This window comes from Enterococcus sp. CWB-B31, from assembly GCF_020567645.1.
GTDB lineage: Bacteria > Bacillota > Bacilli > Lactobacillales > Enterococcaceae > Enterococcus_L.
On record NZ_JAJDJW010000004.1, the window covers coordinates 11,514 to 35,247 of the forward strand.

Genomic DNA, 23,734 nt, shown 5'->3' on the forward strand with positions numbered 1-23,734 from the left:
ATGCTTAACAAAGAGTCCCCATCATGGAGTATTCCGGCAATAAAAAGCCTAGCAAAGAAATGTGTCAGAATAATTATTGCATCTCAATGCTGTTCAGTGTAAAGTGTTCGCTTTGCCACCTAGGATGATGTAATTAACTTGATACAATGGAGTAAGAATAAAAACAGGCGGTGAATTCTTGTATATCAAGGATTTGGAGGTTTTAGGCGAATATATATTGAATTAGCGAAAATATAGGGGAGGAAAAGGATGTGAAAAAAAATTTTTCTAAAGATAAACTGGAAATGATAACTATCTCAGATGTTGAAGAAGAAATCCGTAATTTTATACTGGAAAAAAATCCAGATTTGACAATGGGGGCACAACTTACATACTCTCAGCTTTTGAGTTATCGATTAAGTTATGTCCGTACCCTTTTAGCCGATGAAACATTGAAAAATGAGCAGTTAAATCAACTGGTTTATAAAGAACTGAAGGGAAATGAGGATATTATAAACAGGTCTGCCAAAACAAGTGTGGAGGAGCTGACATTAGGGCAGAAAGCAGCAGATGCGATAGCAAAGTTTGGCGGCAGCTGGCCGTTTATTTTTATATTTATAGTGGTGATTATTTTATGGATAATTCTGAATACTGCCGGATTTTTTATTCAGCCTTTTGATAAGTATCCTTTTATCTTATTGAATTTGGCTCTTTCATGTCTTGCTGCCATTCAGGCACCGATTATCATGATGAGTCAGAATCGAGAAGAAGAACGAGATCGGGAACAGGCTAAAAGTGACTACAAGGTGAATTTGAAAGCGGAGGTGGAAATAAATCTGCTTCATGAAAAAATAGATTATCTGATTAATGATCAGTGGCAGCATTTAGTAGAAATTCAAAATATTCAGCTGGAGCTTTTAGGAGAACTTCAGGAGCAATTGGAAAGAGTTAAAAATAAGAAAAGATAGTAATAATATAAATAAATTTTTCTTAGGTAATTTTGGATATTATATGCGGTAAAATAAAAATAAATTTGTTTTTTGAAATTTTTCCCGACCATATTACTTGAAAGAAAAGGATAGTCGATACTATAATAACATTATGAGCAATTCGTTTGACTCGCTTGGAAGGGGAGAGTTTTATTATGTTTGACTACACAGATACAATTTTATCAGTAATGCAGAGAGTCGAAGTGTATAACGAAATTTTTACAACGGTTTCCAAGGAAATACAACAAGAGGGCTATGAACAAATTGCAAACAGAAAAAAGAAAGATACGTATGTTTTTTGCAGAAACAATGTAAATCGGCTGTTTGTCGAAGATGAAAATTTTCGGAAAATCTTAAACCCTTATGATGGGAGATCGGCAACACAACTTTTATGCGAAGGCTTGGATGCATACAAAAGAGGCGTTTATTATTGGCTTGATGCAATGGATGAACATTGCATGATTGTGGATACTGTAAAATATGGACATGGAATTAATGGGATACAAACATCTTTTGATCTGATCAATCAGGCTTGTCGTGAAGCATGCGGCGGGATCAAAAGTGCACACAGTGTTCATAAAATGTAGATATTATTTCCAGAGATATTTGAATAATCAGATAACAGAGAGCATTTAAAGATTGCTTCAGCTGTCTTCAGAGCTGCACTGACAGTTTATGTTGTTGGTGCAGTGATGATAAAAGAAATAGGATTGTGTATTCTGCAATATGGCTTTAATCAATTAGGATTAAAATAAAAGTGCTGAAGAATTTTTAGAGGGCGGGATGAGACTTTTCTTGGTTTTTCCAGCTCTTTTCTTATTTATCAAAAATTTTTCAGCCACTCAAAAATTAAGGCTGAGGAATAATTATGTCTTAATTTGATTTAAAGTGAGCTTTTTCAGAAATTGTTTGCTATACTGGTTACGTTACAAGTTCCCGAAAGGATTTGCAAAAGGTTTTATCTTCAAAAAAGAAATGAAACGTATGCAAAGATGCCTTGTAACCGAATATAAATTAGGGGGAATATCATATTATGGCAGAGAAACATTTATTTACATCAGAATCAGTTTCAGAAGGACATCCGGATAAAGTAGCTGATCAGATCAGTGATGCAATTTTGGATGCAATTTTGGAGCAGGATCCAAAGGCCAGAGTAGCCTGTGAAACATCTGTTACAACAGGTCTGGTTTTAGTTTTTGGAGAAATTTCGACAACAGCGTATGTGGATATTCAAAAAATTGTTCGTCAGACAGTGAAGGATATTGGCTATACTAGAGCAAAATATGGGTTTGATGGAGAAACAGTAGCTGTTCTTTCAGCAATTGATGAACAGTCGCCTGATATTGCACAAGGTGTGGATGAAGCCTTGGAAGTTCGTGGTACAGAAGCTGCTAAAGATGAAATTGGAGCAGGAGATCAAGGCTTGATGTTTGGATTTGCGGTGGATGAAACACCGGAGCTTATGCCTTTGCCGATTTCTTTAAGCCACCAGCTGGTTCGTCGTCTGGCAGATTTGAGAAAATCTGGAACTTTATCCTATCTTCGTCCTGATGCTAAATCTCAAGTTACAGTAGAATATGATGAAGCTGGATTGCCAGTGCGAGTTGATACAATCGTTATCAGCACACAGCACGATGAACATGCAACGCTGGAACAGATACAAAAAGATGTTAAAGAACAAGTGATCAATAAAGTAATCCCGGAAAAATGGTTGGATGATGAGACAAAATATTTTATCAATCCTACTGGTCGTTTCGTCATTGGCGGACCTCAGGGAGATGCAGGGCTGACAGGGCGCAAAATTATTGTTGATACTTATGGCGGTTATTCACGACATGGCGGTGGAGCATTTTCAGGAAAAGATGCAACAAAAGTAGACCGTTCAGCAAGTTACGCAGCTCGATATATTGCTAAGAACATCGTTGCAGCAGGATTGGCTAAAAAAGCTGAAGTACAGTTGGCTTATGCAATCGGAGTGGCACAGCCAGTATCAATTTCCATCAATACATTTGGGACGAGTGACATTCCTGAGAGTAAACTGATTGAAGCAGTTCGGGAAAATTTTGATTTACGTCCGGCTGGCATTATTGATATGCTGGATCTGGGTCGTCCTATTTATAAACAAACAGCAGCATATGGACATTTTGGTCGTACAGATATTGAATTGCCTTGGGAGCAGACAGACAAAGTTGATGCTTTAAAAGCCAGTTTAAAGGAATAAAAGAGGCGGCTCTGTTAAACAATTAGCAGAGCGGCTTTTTAATTTGTATAAAAGTAATGAAATTATTGTAATTTGAAAGAAAGTGGAAAAGTTTGAGCATCCAAGGAGGAGTATCCTGCCGGTTCAAATTTCTTCTGGAAGAATACGGAGATGAATGAATGGAACGACAGACAAATACGAAATTAGTAACAATTGGTGTATTTACAGCCACTTTTATGACAGCAATCGAAGGAACCATTGTTTCTACGGCCATGCCGACGATTGTTGGTTCGCTTGAAGGAATGGAAATTATGAACTGGGTATTCTCCATTTATTTGCTTACAAATGCTATGCTGACACCGATTTATGGTAAACTGGCTGATAAAATCGGCAGAAAACCAGTATTTTTGATAGGGATCAGTATTTTTATTTTAGGATCTTCCTTATGCGGAATTGCTCCCAGCATGTTGACGCTGATTATAGCCAGAGCTGTTCAGGGAATCGGAGCTGGTGCAGTTATGCCGGTCGCTCTGACAATTATTGCAGATATTTATCCTACAGAAAAAAGAGCGAGAATCCTGGGCTTGAACAGTGCTGCGTGGGGTGTAGCCAGTGTGTTTGGTCCTTTGGCCGGTGGTTTTATTGTGGATACAGTCGGCTGGCATTGGATATTCTTTATTAATGTTCCAATTGGTCTTGCTTTGCTGGCATTAATCAGTGTGTATCTGATAGAAAACAAGCACGAAAAAACAAAGCAGCCGATGGATATTTTGGGTAGTGTGATGTTGATGATTTCTTTGCTGACATTACTGTTGAGTTTCCAAATGATTGGAGATGAAGGGTTCTCATTTAAGATCTTAATAGGTCTGATAGTCACAACTATTTTTATAGCAGTTTTTTTCTTTGTGGAAAAACGGGCAGAAGATCCGGTTATTGCACTCCATCTGTTTAAAAACAATTCATTTATGCTGGTTAATTTGATTGCTGCGTTAATCAGCGGTTTTCTGATGGGAGTTGAGGTTTATATTCCCATGTGGATGCAGGGCGTTCTAAGAACCAGTGCAGGGCTGGGCGGACTTGCATTGGCACCCATGTCCGTGTTGTGGATGGTCGGTTCTTTTGTCGGAGGCAGCTTAATGGTCAAGTTGAAAATGACTAAGGTTTTGCTGATTGGTCTGAGTATTATTTTGATTGGCGGACTTTGTCTTGTTTTACTTCCTGTTTCAGTACCAGTGATTCTATTTTTTATTATTTCGGCTGAGCTCGGTATTGGGTTTGGAATTACCATTACAACGACTACTGTAACTGCACAAAATGGTGTAGAGAGTACTGAGGTAGGGGTTGCCACTTCATTTAATACATTGTGTCGGACAATCGGACAGACGATTATGATCTCTGTTTTTGGTGTTTTGCTGAATTCTTTAATAGCTGTCAGTCTAAATCAAAGCAATTTGAGTGTGGATAAAGGGATGATGAACCAGCTAGTCAACCCGCACACTGCCGGAGATATTCCTAAAGAAATTTTAGTACCGCTCAGAACTATTCTGTTTGACGGGCTGCATGGTGTCTTTATCGCCGGACTGATGTTAGTCGCTGCCGCATTGCTGCTAATTCTTTTTTTACAGAGACCAAAAAGAGCAATTAGTGCTAAAATAAGGTAATGAAGAAAAGGTGAGGGGATTACAATGGCATTTTTACAGGTAAATATGTATTCAACTGTTTTGGGAATGGAAGTAATAATGAACGTTTTACTGCCGCAAAAAACAGTAAAGCTTATAGGAAGAAGCAGTCCGGGAAATACAACGGATGTACCAGTACTTTATTTGCTACATGGCATGGGTGGTAATCACAGTGTGTGGGAGAGAAGGTCAAATATTGAACGTTACGCATCAGATCTTGGCATTGCTGTGATTATGCCCTCTACAGATCTTGGCTGGTATACAGATACGCAGTACGATATGAGATATTGGACATTTCTTTCACAGGAACTTCCCAAAATTTGTCATGAATTATTTCCTCAGCTAAGTAAAAAAAGGGAAAAAACATTTGCGGCCGGTTTATCTATGGGAGGATATGGAGCGTTGAAATTGGGACTCCTTCAATCAGATCAGTTTGCAGCCGTTGCTTCTTTATCAGGACCGCTGAATATTGCAGCACGAGTGGAAGATTTGTTGGCGATAAGAGGAAAGACCTATTGGGAAGGTGTTTTTGGTCCGCTGGAAAATTTTAAGAACTCAGAGCATGATTTGGTTTTTCTTCTTCAGAAAGCAATCAGAGAAAATCAGGCGCTTCCAAAGATTTTCCTGGCCTGTGGAGAGCAGGATCCATTGCTGCATGCCAGTCAGGATGTATCTGCTATTCTTGATGAAGCAACTATTTCTCATTTCTTTGAAACAGCTGCAGGCGAGCATGACTGGATCTTTTGGGATCAGTGGATACAAAAATTTCTTTTATGGCTTCCGCTTAATGAAGCGAATAAATAAAAAAATTATACTGATCCATCAGAAACGTCATTAACTTTTGTTGACGAGGCAATGAGTAAAATAATCGGAATCAATACACTTTAATTTGAAGTATATTGGTTCTTTTTTTATTAGTTTCTCATTTTTAGTGCATAATTTTTGAAAAAAATATATTTTATCCTTAGAATAAAAATGTAAGGAATTATAGTCTGAATGGAGGAAGAGGTGTTGAACAGAGGGAAAAAGCTTATTTTAGGCTTACTGGTTATTGTTGGTTTGACATTATTAGCTCCGTTAATTATCTACAATAGTCAGGCAGCAGTTCTTTCATTACGCCGATAGTAAAATTAAGCTAGACAACTAAATAAGTCATTTGTGCTACACTCAAAATAGTTCCGTCGAAAGAATTATAAGGAGTGAAGACAAATGACCTATACTCATCTTACACCAAATGAACTCGTGATGATAGAAGCTTATTTCAATACCCAGCAACCTGTTGCACAAGTTGCTAAACGCTTAGGACGTGCTCGTCAAACCATCTATAACGTGTATCATTTTCTAGCAGCTGGATATACTGCGCTCGAATACTACCAACAATACAAGGCGCACAAATCTCGTTGTGGTCGTCGGTCCATTGTTTTACCTGATGAACAAAAAGACTATATTCAGACGAAAGTAACTCAAGGGTGGACGCCAGATGTTCTGATTGGTTGTGGTGAGTTTCCGATTGACTGCTCGATTCGAACCCTCTATCGGATGTTTAGAAAAGGTCTCTTTGATTGTTCCTTCCTACCGTTGAAAGGAAAACGAAAGCCTAACGGTCATAAGGAAAAACGTGGAAAACAAGCCTTTAGACGGACGATTGACGAAAGAGAACAGGAATATCCTCATTTTTGTGAAGAATTTGGCCATTTAGAAGGCGATACGATTGTGGGTGCTCATCATAAAAGTGCTGTCATTACGCTAGTTGAACGCCAATCAAAAGCCATCGTCACACTCAAACCTAATGGACATAAAGCCAAAGATATCGAAACAACTTTGAACGAATGGTTTAGCACATTTCCTAAAAATCTCTTCAAATCAATTACGTTTGATTGTGGAAAAGAGTTTTCGAATTGGAAGAGTATTTCTAATAAGCAAGACATCGATATCTATTTTGCGGATCCAGGAACTCCCTCTCAACGCGGCCTGAATGAGCACTCAAATGGGCTGCTTAGAAAGGATGGACTTCCTAAGCAAATGAATTTCAATGAAGTTGATGAGGCATTTGTCCAATCGGTTGCCTCAAAAAGGAACCATATTCCAAGGAAATCACTGAACTATCGAACCCCCATGGAAGTATTTTTGAGTTATATGGATGATGAAATGGTGTCTAGGTTAATTTGACAAATGAAATTACCAAAAATGAAAATTACTTATTCTTTATTTATTGGTCAATACCTTAACCTGTATTTATTTTGGGCTAGTTTGATTTTATTTATTTTATTGATCACGCTCTTTTTTGTCATCCTTTTTTGGCCGAAGAAAGAAAGAGCTGTTACTGTCAAAGATTCTAATGGTGAAATGGAATAGGTTCACAAGAAGCAGTAATTACAGAACAAGATCAAAATGCAGTAAAAGGCGAACTGACTTATGATGCTAGGGTACTTCAAAAAATTAAGTGATTTTGCGGAAAATAAAAGTGAATTTGCTTCTAATCAAACTGATAAAGCGAAAAAAGCAATTAACAGAGAAATAGACCAAGCGAAAGAGCAAATGGAAACAAGGGTACAATTAATATGCAACTGAAAAAATCATGAGAAAGAAGGAATAGAAAATGGGATTGATATGGTCATTATTAGTAGGAGCATTAATTGGTGTGATTGCAGGAGCAATTACAAATAAAGGTGAATCAATGGGCTGGATTGCAAACATTGTAGCAGGGTTAGTGGGATCTGCCATTGGACAATCTTTACTTGGCAGCTGGGGACCCAGCTTGGCAGGCATGGCATTAGTTCCGTCTATTATCGGTGCAGTAATTTTCGTCGCAGTTATTTCCTTCTTCTTTGGAAGAAGCAATTAAGCCCAATTTATTGATAAGATTGAATAATAAATGAGTTTTCTCCATGTGTCTGCGGTTATTCGCCGCAGTAAAGAGCATGTAAGTGCTTCTGCAATTCTTACTACACTACACTTCGTTTCGATCTCATCAATTTCTAAACGGCAGAGCCATTAAGAATTGAAGGATTTCGTTTCGATCTCATCAATTTCTAAATGGCAAAGCCATTAAGAATTGAAGGACTCCGTTTTGATCCTCGAAACAGTCATTGTTTGCTTCGAGTTGTCAGTTCCACCCTTGTCAGATTTTTTAGTGGAAGGATAGAAGTGCGATAGTCAAATGAATTAGTAGATCATTCATTCCAGAAAGAGAAGCAATTAATCGTAGAGGCATGGAGCAGCTTTGCAGCATCAAGGGTCCGGGACATACTAAATGTCACAGACCTATTTTTATTTATAGAAAAAGAGTAAACCTACTTCTCTGTTTCCAGACTATTTAAAAAAAGAGTAATCATTTTTCTGAAAATATCTTTATGCTTTTCATTTTGTCTGTAACGGAAGCTTTCTTCAACATGTTTCAACTGATGCTCCTGGATAGACTGCTTCATCAAAACAACCTGTTGGCTTAAATACTGATCGCCGTTAAGAATTTTAGAGTAAATCTGCTGTTCTTCATGCGCATCCACTAATAATCCGAAAAGCAGATGTCGAAGAGAACTGACCGCAGTAAAGCTTGTTTCCACAGAAAAACCGGCCATCCTCAAGACTCCCAACATATTATTGTAGTGGATCAGTCGGGAAGGAGAAGAAGGGATTGTTTGTATCTCAATTTCCAAAGCACAAGGGATGCGTTGATACAGTTCATAATAGTTTTCCATATATAGGAACAAGGTGTCTTTCCAGTTTTCCTGTAGGTCAGGTTCCTGCAATTGACTTTCTATATCTTCAGCCATACTTTGCAGAAGGGCCTGCTTATTTTGAAAATACCAGTAAAGAGCGGGAGCCTGAACGCCAATCTTTTTTGCAATATTGCGCATGGACAGTCTTTTTATATCAGGGGTTTCTTCCAAAAGCTGGAAAGCTGTCTTGATAATTTTTTCCCGTGATAACTTTGTTTCCATTTTTCTCATCCTTTAGTCTGAAATTTAGGCAGATGGCTTGTATTTTTTGCACAGAAATGGTAAATTGTTATGCAGTCTATTTTACGGTGTTAAATAACTGGGATAAAGCTGTTAGTCTGTGTCTCGCTAACTGTCTGCTTCTATGTTTATAATAACACATTCCTCTTCAAATTAAAGTAACGTGCTGAAAGAGGGAATAGACTAGTTTTACAGGGAAGAAGGGGAATAAATGAACATTGTGATGGATTATGTAAAAAAGTATAAAAAAGAAACCATCATTGCGCTATTTACAGTGATTATCATGGTTATGTCTGCACTTTGGCAGCCAAAACTGCTTCAGCAGGTATTGGAAGCAATTATAAAAGAAGACGATAATCAGATGAAATCATTAGGAATGTATTTAATTGGGATTGCTGTTTTGGGCTTGATAGCCGGTGTATTTAACACAATTTTTTCTGCAAAAGTAGCCCAGGGAGTCAGTGCAGATATCAGAGAAGCAGCTTTTCGAAAGATCCAGACATTTTCCTTTGCGAATATTGAAGAATTTTCAGCAGGGAGTCTGGTAGTTCGGTTAACAAATGATATTACTCAAATTCAGAATGTCATCATGATTGCGTTACAGTCATTATTTAGGATTCCCATACTGTTTATCGGCAGTTTTGCTTTGGCAATGATTACACTGCCGCAGTTGTGGTGGATTATTATTTTATTGGTTGTTAGTGTTGTAATTATTACGATGCTCTCTTTTTCTCAAATGGGAAAGCACTTTACAATTATTCAGGATTTGATAGATAGAGTAAATTTACTGGCAAAAGAAAATTTACTTGGTATTCGTGTTGTGAAATCTTTTGTTCAGGAAAAAAATGAGTTAAAGAGATTTTCCAAGGTCAGTGATGATTTGACGAAGCATAATGTGATTGTTGGGACATTATTTTCTGTGATGATTCCATTGTTTATGCTGGTAGCCAATCTGGCAGTGGCAGGTGCTATTTTTTTTGTCAGTGATCTGGTCAAGGGCGATCCGACAGTTATTGGCGGGATGGCTTCTTTCATGAGCTATCTGATGCAGATTATGATGGCGATTATTATCGGTGGAATGATGATGATGATGACATCACGTGCTGCTGTTTCAATCAAGCGGATTAAGGAAATTATGGAAGCTGTTCCGGCTATTACTTATGTAGACGGTCCAGAGCAAGAACTTGACGGACAGGTTGAATTTGAAAATGTCACATTCCATTATCCCGGAGATGATATACCTACATTGAAGGATGTTTCGTTTTCGATTAAGCAAGGAGAACAAATTGGGGTAGTCGGTGCAACAGGAGCTGGGAAATCTACCTTGGCTCAATTGATTCCTCGCCTGTTCGATCCATCAGAAGGTACAGTTAAAGTAGGTGGTGTAGACTTGCGTGAAGTGAATGAACACAGTCTGCGTAAAACTGTTTCCTTTGTCCTTCAGAAAGCTATTTTATTTTCAGGAACCATCTCAGAGAATCTTCGTCAGGGAAAGAAGGACGCGGATGAAAAAGATATGAATCGTGCAACTCAAATTGCACAGGCCAGAGAATTTATTGAAAAACTTGGTTTGCAGTATGAAGCACCTGTTGAAGAACGCAGCAGCAACTTTTCAGGTGGTCAGAAGCAAAGATTGTCTATTTCCAGGGGGGTTATCGGAGAACCTAAAATACTGATTTTAGATGACAGCACCAGTGCGTTGGATGCCCGTTCAGAAGGTCTGGTAAAAGAAGCACTGGAAAATGATCTGGGGGATACGACAACAATTATTATCGCTCAAAAAATATCTTCTGTTGTGAATGCAGACCGCATTCTGGTCTTGGATAAAGGGCGTCTGGTTGGGGAAGGAACCCATAAAGAATTGGTAGAAACAAATGATGTGTACAGAGAAATCTATGAGACTCAAAAAGGAAAGGATGAGGATGAATGACTGATTTAATTAAAGCAAGTAAATTCTTTTATCATTATTTGAAGAAATACAAACTTTCCTTTCTGATTATTTTCATTACAATTGCAGTTGCCACTTATCTGCAGGTAAAGGCTCCTCAGTTTGTGGGTGAAGCAATAGAAGAGCTGACAATATATGCGCTCTCATTGAGTCAGGGTGTCGATGATAAGAGTGCATTCATCAATGTAATCTGGAAACTGTTGATTTTTTATGTGCTGACGAGTGCAGCAAACTTCATCTACAGTATTTTATTTACCCAAGTTGTAGGGGAATCAACAAACCGCATGCGTATAGGCTTGTTTAATAAATTGGAAAGATTGACGATTCGTTTCTTTGATTCTCACAAGGATGGAGAAATTTTAAGTCGATTTACCAGTGATCTGGACAATATTCAAAACAGCTTGAATCAGGCACTGCTTCAAGTGCTGACCAACGCGGCGTTAATAGTTGGTGTGATTATTATGATGTTCCGGCAAAATGTGGAGTTGGCATGGGCGACTATTGCTTTAACACCGGTAGCGATTGTCATTGCTGTAGTCATTATTCAAAAGGCACGAAAGTATGTGGATCTTCAGCAGGATGAAGTCGGAAAGCTGAATGGTTACATGGATGAAAAAATTAGCGGGCAGCGTGTCATTATTACGTATGGTCTTCAGGACGAGACGATTGACAGCTTTATGAAACAGAATAAGAAAGTTCGGGAAGCGACTTTTAAAGGGCAAGTTTACTCAGGTCTGCTGTTTCCAATGATGCAGGGAATGTCTTTAGTCAATACCGCAATCGTTATCTTTTTTGGAGGCTGGCTGGCGCTTAACGGGCAGGTGGATCGTGCAGCAGGTTTGGGACTGATTGTAATGTTCGTTCAGTATTCGCAACAGTATTATCAGCCGTTGATGCAGATTTCTTCTGGATACAGTATGATTCAGCTTGCGGTAACAGGGGCTCGCCGAATTAATGAAATGTTTGATGAGCCGGATGAGATCAACCCAGCTGATGGAAAAGAAATCAGCGGAGTCAATGAATCAGTTGCATTGAATCATGTTGAATTTGGGTATGATCCTGAAATTCCAATTTTGAAAGACGTATCCATTAAAGTTAATAAAGGTGAAATGGTCGCTCTAGTTGGTCCGACAGGCTCCGGCAAGACAACCATTATGAATCTGCTGAATCGTTTTTACGATGTGAATCAGGGCTCGGTTACTTTTGACGGGACAGATGTTAGAGAACTGAGCCTGGAAAGTTTGCGTTCTCACGTGGGAATTGTTCTGCAGGATTCTGTATTGTTCTCAGGAACAATACGGGAAAATATTGCTTTTGGCAAACCTTCTGCAACAGACGATGAAGTAGTCAATGCAGCAAAACAGGCAAATATTCATGAATTTGTCATGGGTCTGGAAAATGGCTACGATACGCTGATTACGGAAGAAAACAATGTATTTAGTACAGGACAGAAGCAGCTTGTCAGCATTGCACGAACGATTTTGACAGATCCATCCTTGTTGATTCTGGATGAAGCAACAAGTAATGTGGATACGGTAACGGAGGCAAAAATTCAAAAGGCGATGGACGAAGCGATTAAAGGAAGAACAAGTTTTGTAATTGCTCACCGTTTGAAGACAATTTTAAATGCTGACCGAATTGTGGTGCTGCGTGATGGGAAAGTCATTGAAGAAGGCAACCATCATCAGCTGTTGAAACAGCATGGATTCTACTCTGAGTTGTATCATAATCAGTTTGTATTGGAATAGAACAGATAAAGAGAACGTATGGAAACTTTCAGTTTCCATACGTTTTTTGTAAACAATAAAACAATGCAGATAAATAACTATTTTAATTTTACTCTATTAATAATAATGTTGATTAACTAAAAAAAGTATTATTTTCAGTAATGTATGTGTATACTAAAGTATGGATATACAATTGTTTTGGGGATGTTACTTTTGTAAGAAAGTTAATAATTGTGTTTAGGGAGGCTTTTTAAATGCGTAAAAGGGTATTTTCTATTTATTTACTTCTTGGTGTATTTACATTAATAGGTTGTGGTAGTCAATATGATTCCACAAGTACAACTTCGGAAAATGCAAAGGACATGGTTAACAGCAGTACTATTGTAGACGAGGTGAAAGTATTAACATTAGCTCCTTCAGAAATGAGTGTTGAAGAATTGTGCAAAGTTTTCGGTTATGGAAAAACAGTTGATTTGATAGAAGACATTGACACTTACTACAGCGATTCAGATCAGGTAGTAATTCTTGGTAGTTATACAATTCTGACAGGAAGTGCAATTATTGAAGGAACCCCTGTAGATGCAACTACAGACAAAAATAGTGTAACTATTAAAGAACTTAAATATTTACTAAATGATAGGAAGGAAGAAATTGATTCATTTTATGAAAAGGTGAAATAACTTACTAACTTAAATAAGGAGAGAAGCAAATAAAAAAAGTATTATTTTTAGTTTTATTTAGCGGTGTTTTTTTGGTTTCAAATCTAGAAGTTGATGCAGCTCAATACAAAGAGCCAGAAGTTGCCATTGCTGAAGATCCGATTAAAAAAGGAATTTTGGAAAGTGGTGATGATTCTGAAATATTCTTTGGAGTCAGTGATACAGATAAGGTTGTTGAATTACCTGACGGGGCATTCCTGTATGGACAGGCTGTCGTAACGACGAACAATCAAGAAACAGAAATTGACAGTGAGAACGATTCAGAAGCTATATTAGTGGAAGAAGCTAGAGAGATATTAGAAGAAAGAGCTGAGAAGGCCGGAAATGTTCAAGGCCCTGTATTAGCAAGAGGAGTAACTCCAACATTTACTCATGTGCTTTTGAAGTATGGCGCAAGAGGGACAGGCACTTTCCCTAGTGGAATAGGTTGGCATTCAATTAGTTGCGTTTATCAATCAACTGATGGTGGTCCATATACAAGGTGGGAAACATTAGGCGACTCTGCTATGGTAGGAACAGCAACACAGGCGACACGGACTTTTAATGGAACCCTTTCAGGGACAGCTTTGCCATAGGGAGCTCTCTGGTATTTTTCTGGTGCTAATACAATTTATACTTATTATAATCATAACTCATATGTGGGACAAATATGGGAAGCGAGAAATATTTAAAACAAAAAAAAGTAAACTTTATAAAGAATCACTGAAGATAAAGACTCATTGTCAACTAGTGTTGGTAAAAGAAATACGCTAGAGAAAGCAAACAGGGAACATATTAATCCATGTCACCCTGTTTGCTTTTTCAGTGTTGCTTTTGGTTTCTTCTTGAGGAAATAGGTTCCTCTATACAAAAAGATCCGCTCAGTGAAAGCAGCACTGACGGCAGTAGGTTACAAAAGCATCGAACTGAAAGTAGAGCTTTCTTTTGATGGAAACTTTTTGAAAAAAATTCTCTTCAAAAGAAAGGTTAGGGTCTAGAATATCTAAGGAATCTTTGGTCTGCTCGGATAAAGACGTTTTGAAACACTCCTGTAGGTTGGTTTTGGTCGACTTTACTTCTAACGGATTTCAAGGTGTCATTCCTGTTTTTTTCAAAAAGAAAAAGTGCCGGTGAATATAACCTTACCAACACTAGATATTATAGAGCCTGAAAAAAAATCATAGAATAAAAGAATGCCCACAACTTTTCTGAAGATGTGAACATTCTTTTATTCATTTCTACCTATTTTTTCTCAATACAATATAAAATCGGCGGATGATTCATTTGATTGATAAACTGATAACTCAGAACATTATAGTTCTGTTGTGGAAGGCTTCTGCAAAGAGCTTCAACCATAGACAGCTCCTCTTTACCTCCTTCGTGCCCATAATAGACGACCAAAATGATTCGTCCCTTAGATACCAGACGATCAAGGAGCGCATCAACAGCTGCTTTTGTCGTGTCAGGCTGAGTGATAATTTCTTTATCACTTTTTGGGAGATAGCCTAAATTAAAGATAGCTGCTTTAATGGGAGTTTCTATAGTAATTACATCCTTGATTGTCTCATGGCCCTGATGAAACAAGGTGGACTGCTCCATCAGCTTCTGCTCACTCAAACATTTACGTGTTGCATCAATTGCTGCTTTTTGAACATCAAAAGCATAGACTTTACCAGTGATTCCCACAAGTTTTGCCAATAGAGCAGTATCATGTCCATTTCCCATAGTGGCATCAACTACCTGATCGCCAGGCTGAATGATTTCTTCCAGCAGTCGGTGGCTGAAATGAAGGGATGTCTGAAGCATTATGCCAATACCTCCCCGTTAGTCCGGACATTGTATTTTCCTTGATAACTGTCGCGGTTTTTCAGTTCATTATCGATGGCATTTAATACTTCCCATTTCTTCAGACTCCACATAGGACCGATTAAAGAATCAAAAGGAGAGTCCCCGGTTAATCGATGAATAATTATTTCCGGGGGAATCATTTCCAGCTGATCACAGATCACAGAGACATAATCTTTACGGGTCATCAACTGAAGACGACTTTCATTGTAATCCCGCATCATTTTTGTGTTGGTCATCAAGTGAAGCAAGTGCAGTTTGATTCCCTGAATGTCTGAATCTATAATTGTTCGGCGGACATTTTCCCGCATCATATCCAGATTTTCCCCTGGCAGGCCATTAATCAGATGGGTACACACACGAATATTATGCTTTCTCAGTTTTTCTACGCCGTCCAAATAGGTTTGGTAATCGTGTGCACGGTTAATGGCATTGCTGGTTTCTTCAAAGGTTGTCTGAAGTCCTAGTTCTACCCATAAATAATAGCGTTCATTCAGCTCAGCTAAATAGTCTACTACATCATCAGGCAAACAGTCAGGGCGGGTTCCAATTGCCAGCCCGACAACACCTTTTTCGTTAACAACCTGTTCAAAGCGATGACGAATAACTTCAACAGGTGCGTGAGTATTGGTAAAATTTTGGAAATAAACAATGTATTGTTCCACATTTGGCCATTTTCCATGCATCATTTGAATTTCTTTTTGAAATTGCACTGGAAGCGGATCGTGAGGTGCAACAATCATGTCTCCAGATCCGGATACACTGCAAAATGTACAGCCGCCCTTAGCAACTGTACCATCGCGATTTGGACAGTCAAAGCCGCCATCAAGAGGCACCTTGAAAATCTTGCCGCCAAATTGCTGACGTAAAGCATAGTTCCATGTATGATAGCGTTTATTAAGATCATCAGTATAAGGAAAAGTTTTCATTTTTAGTCTTCTTTCTAAGATTGAATATTTTTAAATCGCCATACAAAACGCAGCTTCTGGTAAACGGGATAGCTGATTAAAAGCCATGAAAGACCGAAACAAAACCCTCCAAGTATGTCACTTGGAAAGTGAACGCCTAAGTAGACCCGGCTGATTCCAATAAAGAGGATACCAATTCCCAATAGGATTTGGTAAGTCAGGCGCAGAGAATCTTTTTTGACAAATAATGGCAATAATAGAATGATTGTACCATAGAGCAGGACACTTCCGGTAGAATGACCACTGGGAAAACTGTAGCTGTGTTCTGTTACTAGATGTTCCAGATCCGGACGTTCCCGTAGAAATATTAATTTTAGCAGCGAATTCAGAATACCTGCAGCAAAGCCTGTGTTAATCAAGAGCCACAGAGCTTCTGCATAATACTTTTTCAACGCAAGTACTCCTACAATTGTCATTGTTAAAATGGCAACAGTCAATGGATTGGCAAATTTTGTGTACCAGATAAATTCCTGATTAAGTGCAGGGTAAGGAGTTCGAATAATTGCAGTGAGTGTTTGATCAAAGCCGTTCAGCCATTCGGAGTAGAACTTCACTGTGTATCCAAGAAATATAAAAACGAGAAGAAAGCAGCTGCCGGCAAACTGATAATAAAGGTTGTTTTTCATTAATATAAGTCATTCCTTTTAGTCATTTGTTTTTCTACAGAAAATTTTTGACACGCTTATTCAGTATACCGCATTATGGTTTATTAAAAAATGAGTCGGAGCTTATTTAATAAATTTTAATGAAAAAAGCTGAAGCGAATAAATGATTATCTGCTTCAGCCCTATTATGTTCTATTTAGATGGAATACTGTGAAAATAACTATTCTTCGTATTCTTCATACTCTTCCTCATAATAATATATATCATAAACAGAGATATCTCCTGTATTAGTTTTTAGTTCAAATTCACTACCGTTTTTTCCGCGTTTATAAGTAGAGCTTTCTTCATCTAAAAGATCTACATCTCCCAGTTCGGATTCGGCTTTGATTGTGATATTATCTACTCCCTGGGGTAAATCGATTTCAATATCTCCGTGTTCCATCACAGCGTTCATCTTTTTAGGAAGATTCTCTCCAGCCAGGTAAATAGAGCCGCTTTTCCCGGTCAGCTCCACATCCCCCCGGAGATCAATGATATAGAACTCTCCATTTTTAGAATCTGCGGTTAATTTAGAAGTTTTTACATCGTTTAAGTCTATATTTCCACTTGAAGTAATGATTTCAACCTCATTACCTGTAAAGCCATAAATACTGGTATTACCATACTCACTTTTTAGAGATAGTTTCTCAATGCGGCTGTCACCATAAATATTAATATATCCATTCCTGCTGTTTATATTTATCTCTTCTGATGTATTAGAAATAAAATTGATATCGGCATGATCAATTGTTGCTTCCAACTTGGTAGTGATAAAATCATAGACATCAATTGTGCCTGATGCATCACCATCAATAACCAAGCGCTCAATATCTGCTGGGATGGTCAGTTCAATTTGGGAATCTTCAAGATGGAAAAACTGAAAGTCAAACTGTTCAAAGGTTTCATTTTTTTGATTTCCGCTGACAGATACTGTGAGCGTTTCCTTTGATTCCTTTGCATCAAAGGAACTGTTAATGGGTGTAGTAACACTGCTTTGAGTATTCATGGACACCTGATTATCTGTTGAAGACCGCAGAATGTAAGCAGCATTGCCGGAAAGAGTTAAATGCAGCTCTTTGATATCTTTTTTATTTTTGATAGTATAAGCTTCCTGCTGATTTTTTACCATTGATATTTTCGCCCGCTGATAGAATACTGCACTGCCAATACCGCCGACGGCTATTGCCAGAATACCGAGAATCAGAAAGAAAATAGTGACTTTTTTCATTATGCCCGCCCCCTAAACACTTTACCATGCCATTTGATGTAATTCTTTAATGAACTGAAGAATAACCGTGTAAGCGGCAATAAAATAACTACACCAATAATTCCGATACCGGAAAGAAAAATAGTGAAGAACAGCTGAAACAGTCCGGCATCATTAAATCCAACGATCAGTGAATATGTTCCTAGAATTGGTGAAAGAACCAGAACGATCGCTGCAATCCAACATGAAAAAACGACCGCGGCGAAAGCAACAAACATCCAGATCATAAACAGAAAATCAAAAGCCAGCAATGCACAGCTTTTAAAAACACGCATGCCTATTTTTTCAGGAGGCCGTGTATCAAAGAGTTCTTCTTTATAGGGATGTTCTGATACGAATTTTTCAAATTCAGTGTATTCGTCATATTCCTCTGATGAGGGAATCTCCTGCCAGCCATCTCTGGTCAGCTTTTTTTCAGGGATATCAATACCAAATTCCTTTAGGATTTCTTCTGCGATAGAACGGGGTTTTCCCAAACTTTTAGCAATTTGTTCTTCTGCTTCTCCAGCAGCTGTCCGTTCTTCAAAAAGTGTGTCATATTTTTCTAGAACAGCTGCCTGATGTTGAGGAGAAAGGGGTTTTAAATATATTTTGAGTTCGATCAAAAAATGCTCTTTATTCATACGATTCCCTCTTTTCATTCAATAATTTCTACGATGTTTCTCTCATGTACACTATAAGTTTTTACGAAAAGAATAACAAGTAGTTTTGCGGAAAATCGGTCTAAGGTAAAGAGTAAAGTAGGTCTTAAGACGGAGAGGATTTAATACTATAAAAACTAAATATAAGAAATATTTCTAAAATGAATATAGATGTTATGTTTTTATAAATCTTTTATTTTTTATTAAAAACATGTATACTTATAAAGAAGAATTTTTTTCTATTATAGATGGAGGACCTACTTATGAAAAAGCTGTCACGAAAAGAAAGAAGGAAAGCAGAACAACACTATAAAGCGGTTGAACAATTAAAAAAAGGAACTACGATATTCAGTTCAGCCTGGGCTGTCTCTTCTATTGCCAGTACAGCGGCTTTATTACCAGGTGTTGCAGAAGCAACAGATGGGGAAGCAGACAGTGCAGAAATTGCGCCATCGGCTACTGATACATATCTGGACAATATACAAACAACAAACATAGAAAACACAGCAGAAGATTCCTGGGCGGAGGAGACCGCTTCTTCAGAAATAATAGACGACTCTGAAATGTCTATAGAGGAAACGATCCAAAGTGAAGCTGTAACAGAAGAATCGACAGCAGCAGAAGAAACTCCAGTCTCTTTAGATGAACGTACTGAACCTGCTCCTTTTGCAGCAGCAAGTGCGTCTGTCAGTACGTCCTCTTTTATAAACAGTATCTCCGGGCATGCTCAAACCGTTGCAGCAGCAAATGACTTATATACCTCGGTAATGATTGCTCAGGCTATTCTTGAAAGTGGTTCAGGGGCGAGCTCGTTAGCTCAGGCACCGTATTATAATTTGTTTGGGATTAAAGGAAGCTATAATGGTCAATCAGTATACATGAATACCTGGGAATATTTGAATGGGGAATGGGTCGCTAAAAATGAAGCGTTTCGTAAATATCCATCATTTACGGAATCTTTTCATGATAATGCCTATGTTTTAAGAAATACATCATTTCAGTCCGGCGTATATTATTATTCCGGCGCTTGGAAAAGTAATACAAGTTCTTACAGGGATGCAACAGCATGGCTGACAGGACGTTATGCAACTGATCCAGCATATGGTGCAAAATTAAATACTCTGATTGAGGCCAATAATCTGACTCAGTACGACACACCGTCAACCGATGGGAATACTGGAGGAAACACAGACAGTAGTACCGATGGAACAGGAACTGGCGGCGGTTCTTCGTCAAACAATAAGGATGTGATTCACACCGTTGTCTCCGGAGACAGCTTGTGGGCACTCGCCAGCAAATATGGAACGACTATTACCAATATTAAAAACTGGAATAATTTATTCGGCGACACTATTTATATTGGACAAAAGCTGGTTGTGCAAAAAGGTAGCGGGACATCTTCCGGAGGGAGTACTGGGGATACCGGCGGCTCATCCTCCGACAATAACAACAATAATTCTGATAATACCGGAACAACAACAAATACGTATTATACCGTGAAGTCTGGTGATAGTCTGTGGGTAATTGCTAACAGCAACGGAGTGAGTATAGCGAATCTTAGAAGCTGGAACAATATTAGCGGCGACCTGATTTATCCTGGTCAACGACTGATTGTGAAGAGAGGCAGCAGTACTTCCTCAGATGGAGGCACAGGAAGTACAGGGGAAAGTTCTTCAGACAATAATAATTCAGGCAATACTGGAACGACAACAGATACGTATTATACCGTGAAATCTGGTGACAGCCTGTGGGTAATTGCTAACAGCAACGGAGTGAGTATAGCGAATCTTAGAAGCTGGAACAATATCAGCGGCGACCTGATTTATCCCGGTCAACGCTTGATTGTAAAAAAAGGCGGCAGCACAGGAAATACCAATACCGGCGGCAGTTCTTCAAACAATAATAATTCAGGCAGTACTGGAACGACAACGGATACGTATTATACCGTGAAATCTGGTGACAGCCTGTGGGTAATTGCTAACAGCAACGGAGTGAGTATAGCGAATCTTAGAAGCTGGAACAATATCAGCGGTGATCTGATTTATCCTGGTCAACGTTTGATTGTGAAAAAAGGCAGCGGGGCATCCAGCGGAGGCAGCTCCGGCAGTACCGGCAGTACCAATAATTCCAACAGCTCAAGCAGCAAGACACATCTGGTGAAAAGCGGCGATACATTATGGGAGCTTGCTAACCAGTACTCTACAACAATTCAAAAAATTAAACAGCTGAATAATTTAACCGGAGATATAATTTATATTGGACAGCAGTTGAAAGTTGCGTAAAAGGATTGAAATGCGCAAGGAAATTTGTTAGTATAACGTCATATATAACTACAGCAATGATAAGGAGTAGTAGAAAGAACTCTGTTTTAGAGAGCGTATGGCTGGTGAAAATACGCACAGAAGCTTTTGAACTCGCCTTGTAGCTGATTCTTGTTGAATTGAACAGTAGATAAGAACGGCGGCGGCCGATAGAGCGCTGAAGATTTGTCTGTGCAAGCAGCAAATAAATTTAGGTGGTACCACGTTGTATTCAACGTCCTATGGGAAAGTTTTCCTGTAGGGCGTTTTTTTTATTAAGGTGTTGTATTGCCGAAACTTGTAGCAGCGAATACAGTAATTAATGAATCAGGAGGAGAAAAATGAACTACGACCACAAGAAAATAGAGAAGAAATGGCAAAAGTACTGGGCCAAAAATAATTTGTTCAATACACATGATGATCCGGATCAAAAGAAATTTTATGCACTGGATATGTTCCCCTATCCGTCCGGTCAAGGACTTCATGTCGGTCATCCGGAAGGCTATACAGCAACAGATATTATATCCAGAATGAAACGAAGTCAGGGCTACAATGTTTTGCATCCAATGGGATGGGATGCTTTTGGGCTTCCGGCAGAACAATATGCTTTGGATACTGGAAATGATCCAGCAGAATTTACAAAGAAAAATATCGAAACGTTTAAACGCCAAATTAATTCTCTGGGATTCAGCTATGACTGGAATCGTGAAATTAATACGACAGATCCTGAATATTACAAGTGGACACAATGGATTTTTACCAAGCTGTATGAACATGGACTGGCATACGAAGCTGAAGTGGCGGTTAACTGGGTACCTGAGCTGGGAACTGTGATTTCCAATGAGGAAGTGATAGATGGGAAAAGCGAACGCGGCGGTTATGATGTTGTCCGTAAGCCTATGCGTCAATGGATGCTGAAAATAACTGATTATGCGGATCGTCTATTGGACGACCTTGAGCTGGTTGACTGGCCTGAAAATATTAAGGAAATGCAGAGGAACTGGATTGGCCGTTCAGAAGGTGCTAATGTTACGTTTAAGATTGCAGACACAGATAAAGAGTTTACGGTATTTACAACTCGTCCGGATACACTTTTTGGAGCGACTTACAGTGTGCTTGCACCTGAACTGGCACTTGTACAGGAAGTAACAACAGATGAACAACGCTCAGAGGTAGAAGCATATATTGCAGAAGCCGCAAAGAAATCAGAGCTGAACCGAACAGATCTGGCAAAAGAAAAAACGGGTGTGTTCACTGGTGCGTATGCAATCAATCCAGCAAATGGGACAAAAATACCGATCTGGATTGCAGACTATGTTCTTTCTTCTTATGGAACAGGTGCAATTATGGCTGTCCCTGCTCATGATGAACGGGATTATGAATTTGCCAAAACATTTGGATTGGAAATTACTCCGGTTGTTGCTGGTGGAAATACAGCTGAAGAAGCTTATACAGGCGATGGGCTCCATATTAATTCAGGGTTTCTTGATGGATTGAATAAAGAAGAAGCGATTGTAAAAATGAACGACTGGCTGGAAGAGCAGGGTGTCGGTAAAAAGGAAATCAGCTATCGGTTGCGTGACTGGCTGTTTTCACGTCAGCGTTACTGGGGTGAACCAATCCCGATCATTCACTGGGAAGATGGCACGACGACGACCGTTCCTGAATCAGAATTGCCGTTGTCATTACCTAAAACGGATGATATCAAACCGAGCGGAACGGGTGAATCACCTCTGGCAAATATCGAAGAATGGATTAATGTTGTTGATCCTGAAACAGGAATGAAGGGGCGTCGGGAAACAAATACGATGCCTCAATGGGCAGGGAGCTCATGGTATCATCTGCGCTATGTTGATCCTCATAATAAAACAGCTATTGCAGATCCTGAGAAACTGAAGCGCTGGCTGCCGGTGGATATTTATATTGGCGGAGCAGAACATGCGGTGCTGCATTTGCTGTATGCACGCTTCTGGCACAAATTCCTGTATGATATCGGTGTAGTTCCGACAAAAGAGCCGTATCAAAAGCTGTTCAATCAAGGAATGATTTTGGGTCAAAGCTTCCGTGACAGTCGAGGTGCACTGGTACCTACAGATATGGTTAAAAAAGCTGAGAACAATGGCTGGGTAAGTATTGAAACTGGGGAAGAGCTGGAAGAAGCTCCGGCCAAAATGAGTAAATCACTGAAAAATGTGGTGAATCCGGATGAGGTGATTGAAAAATACGGAGCCGACACGCTGCGTCTGTATGAGATGTTTATGGGACCTTTGGAAGCAGCGATTGCCTGGAGTGAAAATGGTTTGGAAGGAAGCAGGAAGTTCCTCGACCGCGTTTGGCGTCTGATTGTTGATGAGAAAGGGAAAATGCGGGATCGTATCACTACTATGAACGATGAGAAACTGACAAAAGTTTATCATCAAACGGTGAAAAAAGTCACAGAAGACTATGAACAGCTTCATTTTAATACAGCGATTTCTCAACTGATGGTTTTTGTAAATGAAGCAAATAAAGCAGAGGTTCTGCCTTATGAATATATAGAAGGATTTGTTCAGCTGCTTGCACCGATTGTTCCTCATCTTGGAGAAGAGCTGTGGTCAATTCTTGGAAATGAAGAAAGCCTGACTTATGCTGCTTGGCCAACCTATGAAGAAAGCCAATTGGTTGAAGATGAAGTGGAAATTGTTCTTCAGGTAAATGGTAAAGTCAGAGAAAAACTGGTAGTTGCTCGGGGACTTGATCGAGGAATTTTGGAAGAACAGGCACTTGCTTCAGAAAGTGTGCAGTCCTTCATTGAAGGAAAGCCTGTGCGAAAGATTATCGTTGTACCAGATAAATTAGTCAATATAGTAGCAAATTAACTGATTGAAGGTTGGACCTTAGAGCGTGAGTG

The 23,734-nt window shown here is 39.0% G+C and carries 20 protein-coding genes, 1 riboswitch and 1 other annotated feature; of the genes, 14 read left to right on the plus strand and 6 right to left on the minus strand.

Annotated features, from left to right (window positions below):
- The first annotated feature begins 233 nt into the window (after positions 1-233).
- The 8 genes from LI954_RS05480 to LI954_RS05515 all read left to right on the plus strand — a co-directional run bounded on the left by LI954_RS05480 (position 234) and on the right by LI954_RS05515 (position 7,692).
- Complete coding sequence (locus tag LI954_RS05480; protein ID WP_420705970.1) at positions 234-947, plus strand: DUF1003 domain-containing protein; 714 nt, start codon at positions 234-236, stop codon at positions 945-947.
- A 176-nt stretch (positions 948-1,123) separates the two neighbouring features.
- Positions 1,124-1,555 carry a hypothetical protein gene (locus tag LI954_RS05485; protein WP_202063993.1) on the plus strand — a complete coding sequence of 144 codons (432 nt, stop codon included), beginning with the start codon at positions 1,124-1,126 and terminating at the stop codon, positions 1,553-1,555.
- 334 nt (positions 1,556-1,889) lie between these two features.
- A riboswitch (SMK box riboswitch) is annotated at positions 1,890-2,004 on the plus strand.
- Positions 2,002-3,189 carry a methionine adenosyltransferase gene (gene metK, locus LI954_RS05490; RefSeq protein ID WP_202063994.1) on the plus strand — a complete coding sequence of 396 codons (1,188 nt, stop codon included), beginning with the start codon at positions 2,002-2,004 and terminating at the stop codon, positions 3,187-3,189. (Overlaps the previous riboswitch by 3 nt.)
- 158 nt (positions 3,190-3,347) lie before the next feature.
- On the plus strand, positions 3,348-4,829 hold the full coding sequence (locus tag LI954_RS05495) for an MDR family MFS transporter (RefSeq protein WP_229443912.1): 1,482 nt from the start codon (positions 3,348-3,350) through the stop codon (positions 4,827-4,829).
- A gap of 24 nt (positions 4,830-4,853) precedes the next feature.
- On the plus strand, positions 4,854-5,651 hold the full coding sequence (locus LI954_RS05500) for an alpha/beta hydrolase (protein ID WP_202063996.1): 798 nt from the start codon (positions 4,854-4,856) through the stop codon (positions 5,649-5,651).
- Between the two features lie 405 nt (positions 5,652-6,056).
- Positions 6,057-7,016: an IS30 family transposase gene (locus LI954_RS05505; protein WP_229443913.1), complete on the plus strand. Its 960-nt coding sequence runs from the start codon at positions 6,057-6,059 to the stop codon at positions 7,014-7,016.
- A gap of 246 nt (positions 7,017-7,262) precedes the next feature.
- Positions 7,263-7,418: a hypothetical protein gene (locus LI954_RS05510; RefSeq protein ID WP_229443914.1), complete on the plus strand. Its 156-nt coding sequence runs from the start codon at positions 7,263-7,265 to the stop codon at positions 7,416-7,418.
- Between the two features lie 28 nt (positions 7,419-7,446).
- Positions 7,447-7,692, plus strand: coding sequence for a GlsB/YeaQ/YmgE family stress response membrane protein (locus LI954_RS05515; RefSeq protein WP_202063998.1), 246 nt, complete (start codon positions 7,447-7,449; stop codon positions 7,690-7,692).
- Positions 7,693-8,140: 448 nt separating this feature from the next.
- Here the strand turns inward: LI954_RS05515 and LI954_RS05520 are convergent, their stop codons facing one another.
- Positions 8,141-8,788 carry a TetR family transcriptional regulator gene (locus tag LI954_RS05520; protein WP_202063999.1) on the minus strand — a complete coding sequence of 216 codons (648 nt, stop codon included), beginning with the start codon at positions 8,786-8,788 and terminating at the stop codon, positions 8,141-8,143.
- A gap of 229 nt (positions 8,789-9,017) precedes the next feature.
- Here LI954_RS05520 and LI954_RS05525 point away from each other — a divergent pair, with 229 nt between their 5' ends.
- From LI954_RS05525 to LI954_RS05540, 4 genes are all read left to right on the plus strand, one after another.
- A complete protein-coding gene (locus LI954_RS05525; protein WP_202064001.1) occupies positions 9,018-10,736 on the plus strand; it encodes an ABC transporter ATP-binding protein in 1,719 nt (572 codons plus the stop codon).
- Entirely contained in the window at positions 10,733-12,502 is a 1,770-nt protein-coding gene (locus LI954_RS05530; RefSeq protein WP_229443915.1) for an ABC transporter ATP-binding protein, read from the plus strand. The genes LI954_RS05525 and LI954_RS05530 overlap by 4 nt, the downstream gene beginning before the upstream one ends.
- Before the next feature lie 233 nt (positions 12,503-12,735).
- A complete protein-coding gene (locus tag LI954_RS05535; RefSeq protein WP_229443916.1) occupies positions 12,736-13,161 on the plus strand; it encodes a hypothetical protein in 426 nt (141 codons plus the stop codon).
- 71 nt (positions 13,162-13,232) lie between these two features.
- The gene (locus tag LI954_RS05540; protein WP_229443917.1) at positions 13,233-13,775 is read left to right on the plus strand and encodes a hypothetical protein; all 543 of its coding nucleotides are present in this window, start codon (positions 13,233-13,235) and stop codon (positions 13,773-13,775) included.
- A 646-nt stretch (positions 13,776-14,421) separates the two neighbouring features.
- Here the strand turns inward: LI954_RS05540 and LI954_RS05545 are convergent.
- The 5 genes from LI954_RS05545 to LI954_RS05565 form a co-directional block, all read right to left on the minus strand.
- On the minus strand, positions 14,422-14,985 hold the full coding sequence (locus tag LI954_RS05545; RefSeq protein ID WP_229441888.1) for a class I SAM-dependent methyltransferase: 564 nt from the start codon (positions 14,983-14,985) through the stop codon (positions 14,422-14,424).
- The gene (locus tag LI954_RS05550; protein ID WP_229443918.1) at positions 14,985-15,953 is read right to left on the minus strand and encodes a TIGR01212 family radical SAM protein; all 969 of its coding nucleotides are present in this window, start codon (positions 15,951-15,953) and stop codon (positions 14,985-14,987) included. Before LI954_RS05550 ends, LI954_RS05545 begins: the two co-directional genes overlap by 1 nt.
- Before the next feature lie 14 nt (positions 15,954-15,967).
- Complete coding sequence (locus LI954_RS05555) at positions 15,968-16,618, minus strand: phosphatase PAP2 family protein (RefSeq protein WP_229443919.1); 651 nt, start codon at positions 16,616-16,618, stop codon at positions 15,968-15,970.
- Positions 16,619-16,817: 199 nt separating this feature from the next.
- Complete coding sequence (locus LI954_RS05560) at positions 16,818-17,864, minus strand: DUF4097 family beta strand repeat-containing protein (protein ID WP_202064013.1); 1,047 nt, start codon at positions 17,862-17,864, stop codon at positions 16,818-16,820.
- Positions 17,864-18,526 carry a DUF1700 domain-containing protein gene (locus LI954_RS05565; RefSeq protein WP_202064015.1) on the minus strand — a complete coding sequence of 221 codons (663 nt, stop codon included), beginning with the start codon at positions 18,524-18,526 and terminating at the stop codon, positions 17,864-17,866. Before LI954_RS05565 ends, LI954_RS05560 begins: the two co-directional genes overlap by 1 nt.
- Before the next feature lie 281 nt (positions 18,527-18,807).
- On the opposite strand from LI954_RS05565, the gene LI954_RS05570 reads away from it, so the two are divergent.
- Together LI954_RS05570 and leuS are read left to right on the plus strand one after the other, a co-directional pair.
- A complete protein-coding gene (locus tag LI954_RS05570) occupies positions 18,808-20,826 on the plus strand; it encodes a muramidase family protein (RefSeq protein ID WP_229443920.1) in 2,019 nt (672 codons plus the stop codon).
- A 47-nt stretch (positions 20,827-20,873) separates the two neighbouring features.
- Positions 20,874-21,090: a binding site (T-box leader), on the plus strand.
- A gap of 95 nt (positions 21,091-21,185) precedes the next feature.
- A complete protein-coding gene (leuS, locus tag LI954_RS05575) occupies positions 21,186-23,702 on the plus strand; it encodes a leucine--tRNA ligase (protein WP_229443921.1) in 2,517 nt (838 codons plus the stop codon).
- Positions 23,703-23,734: the final 32 nt, after the last annotated feature.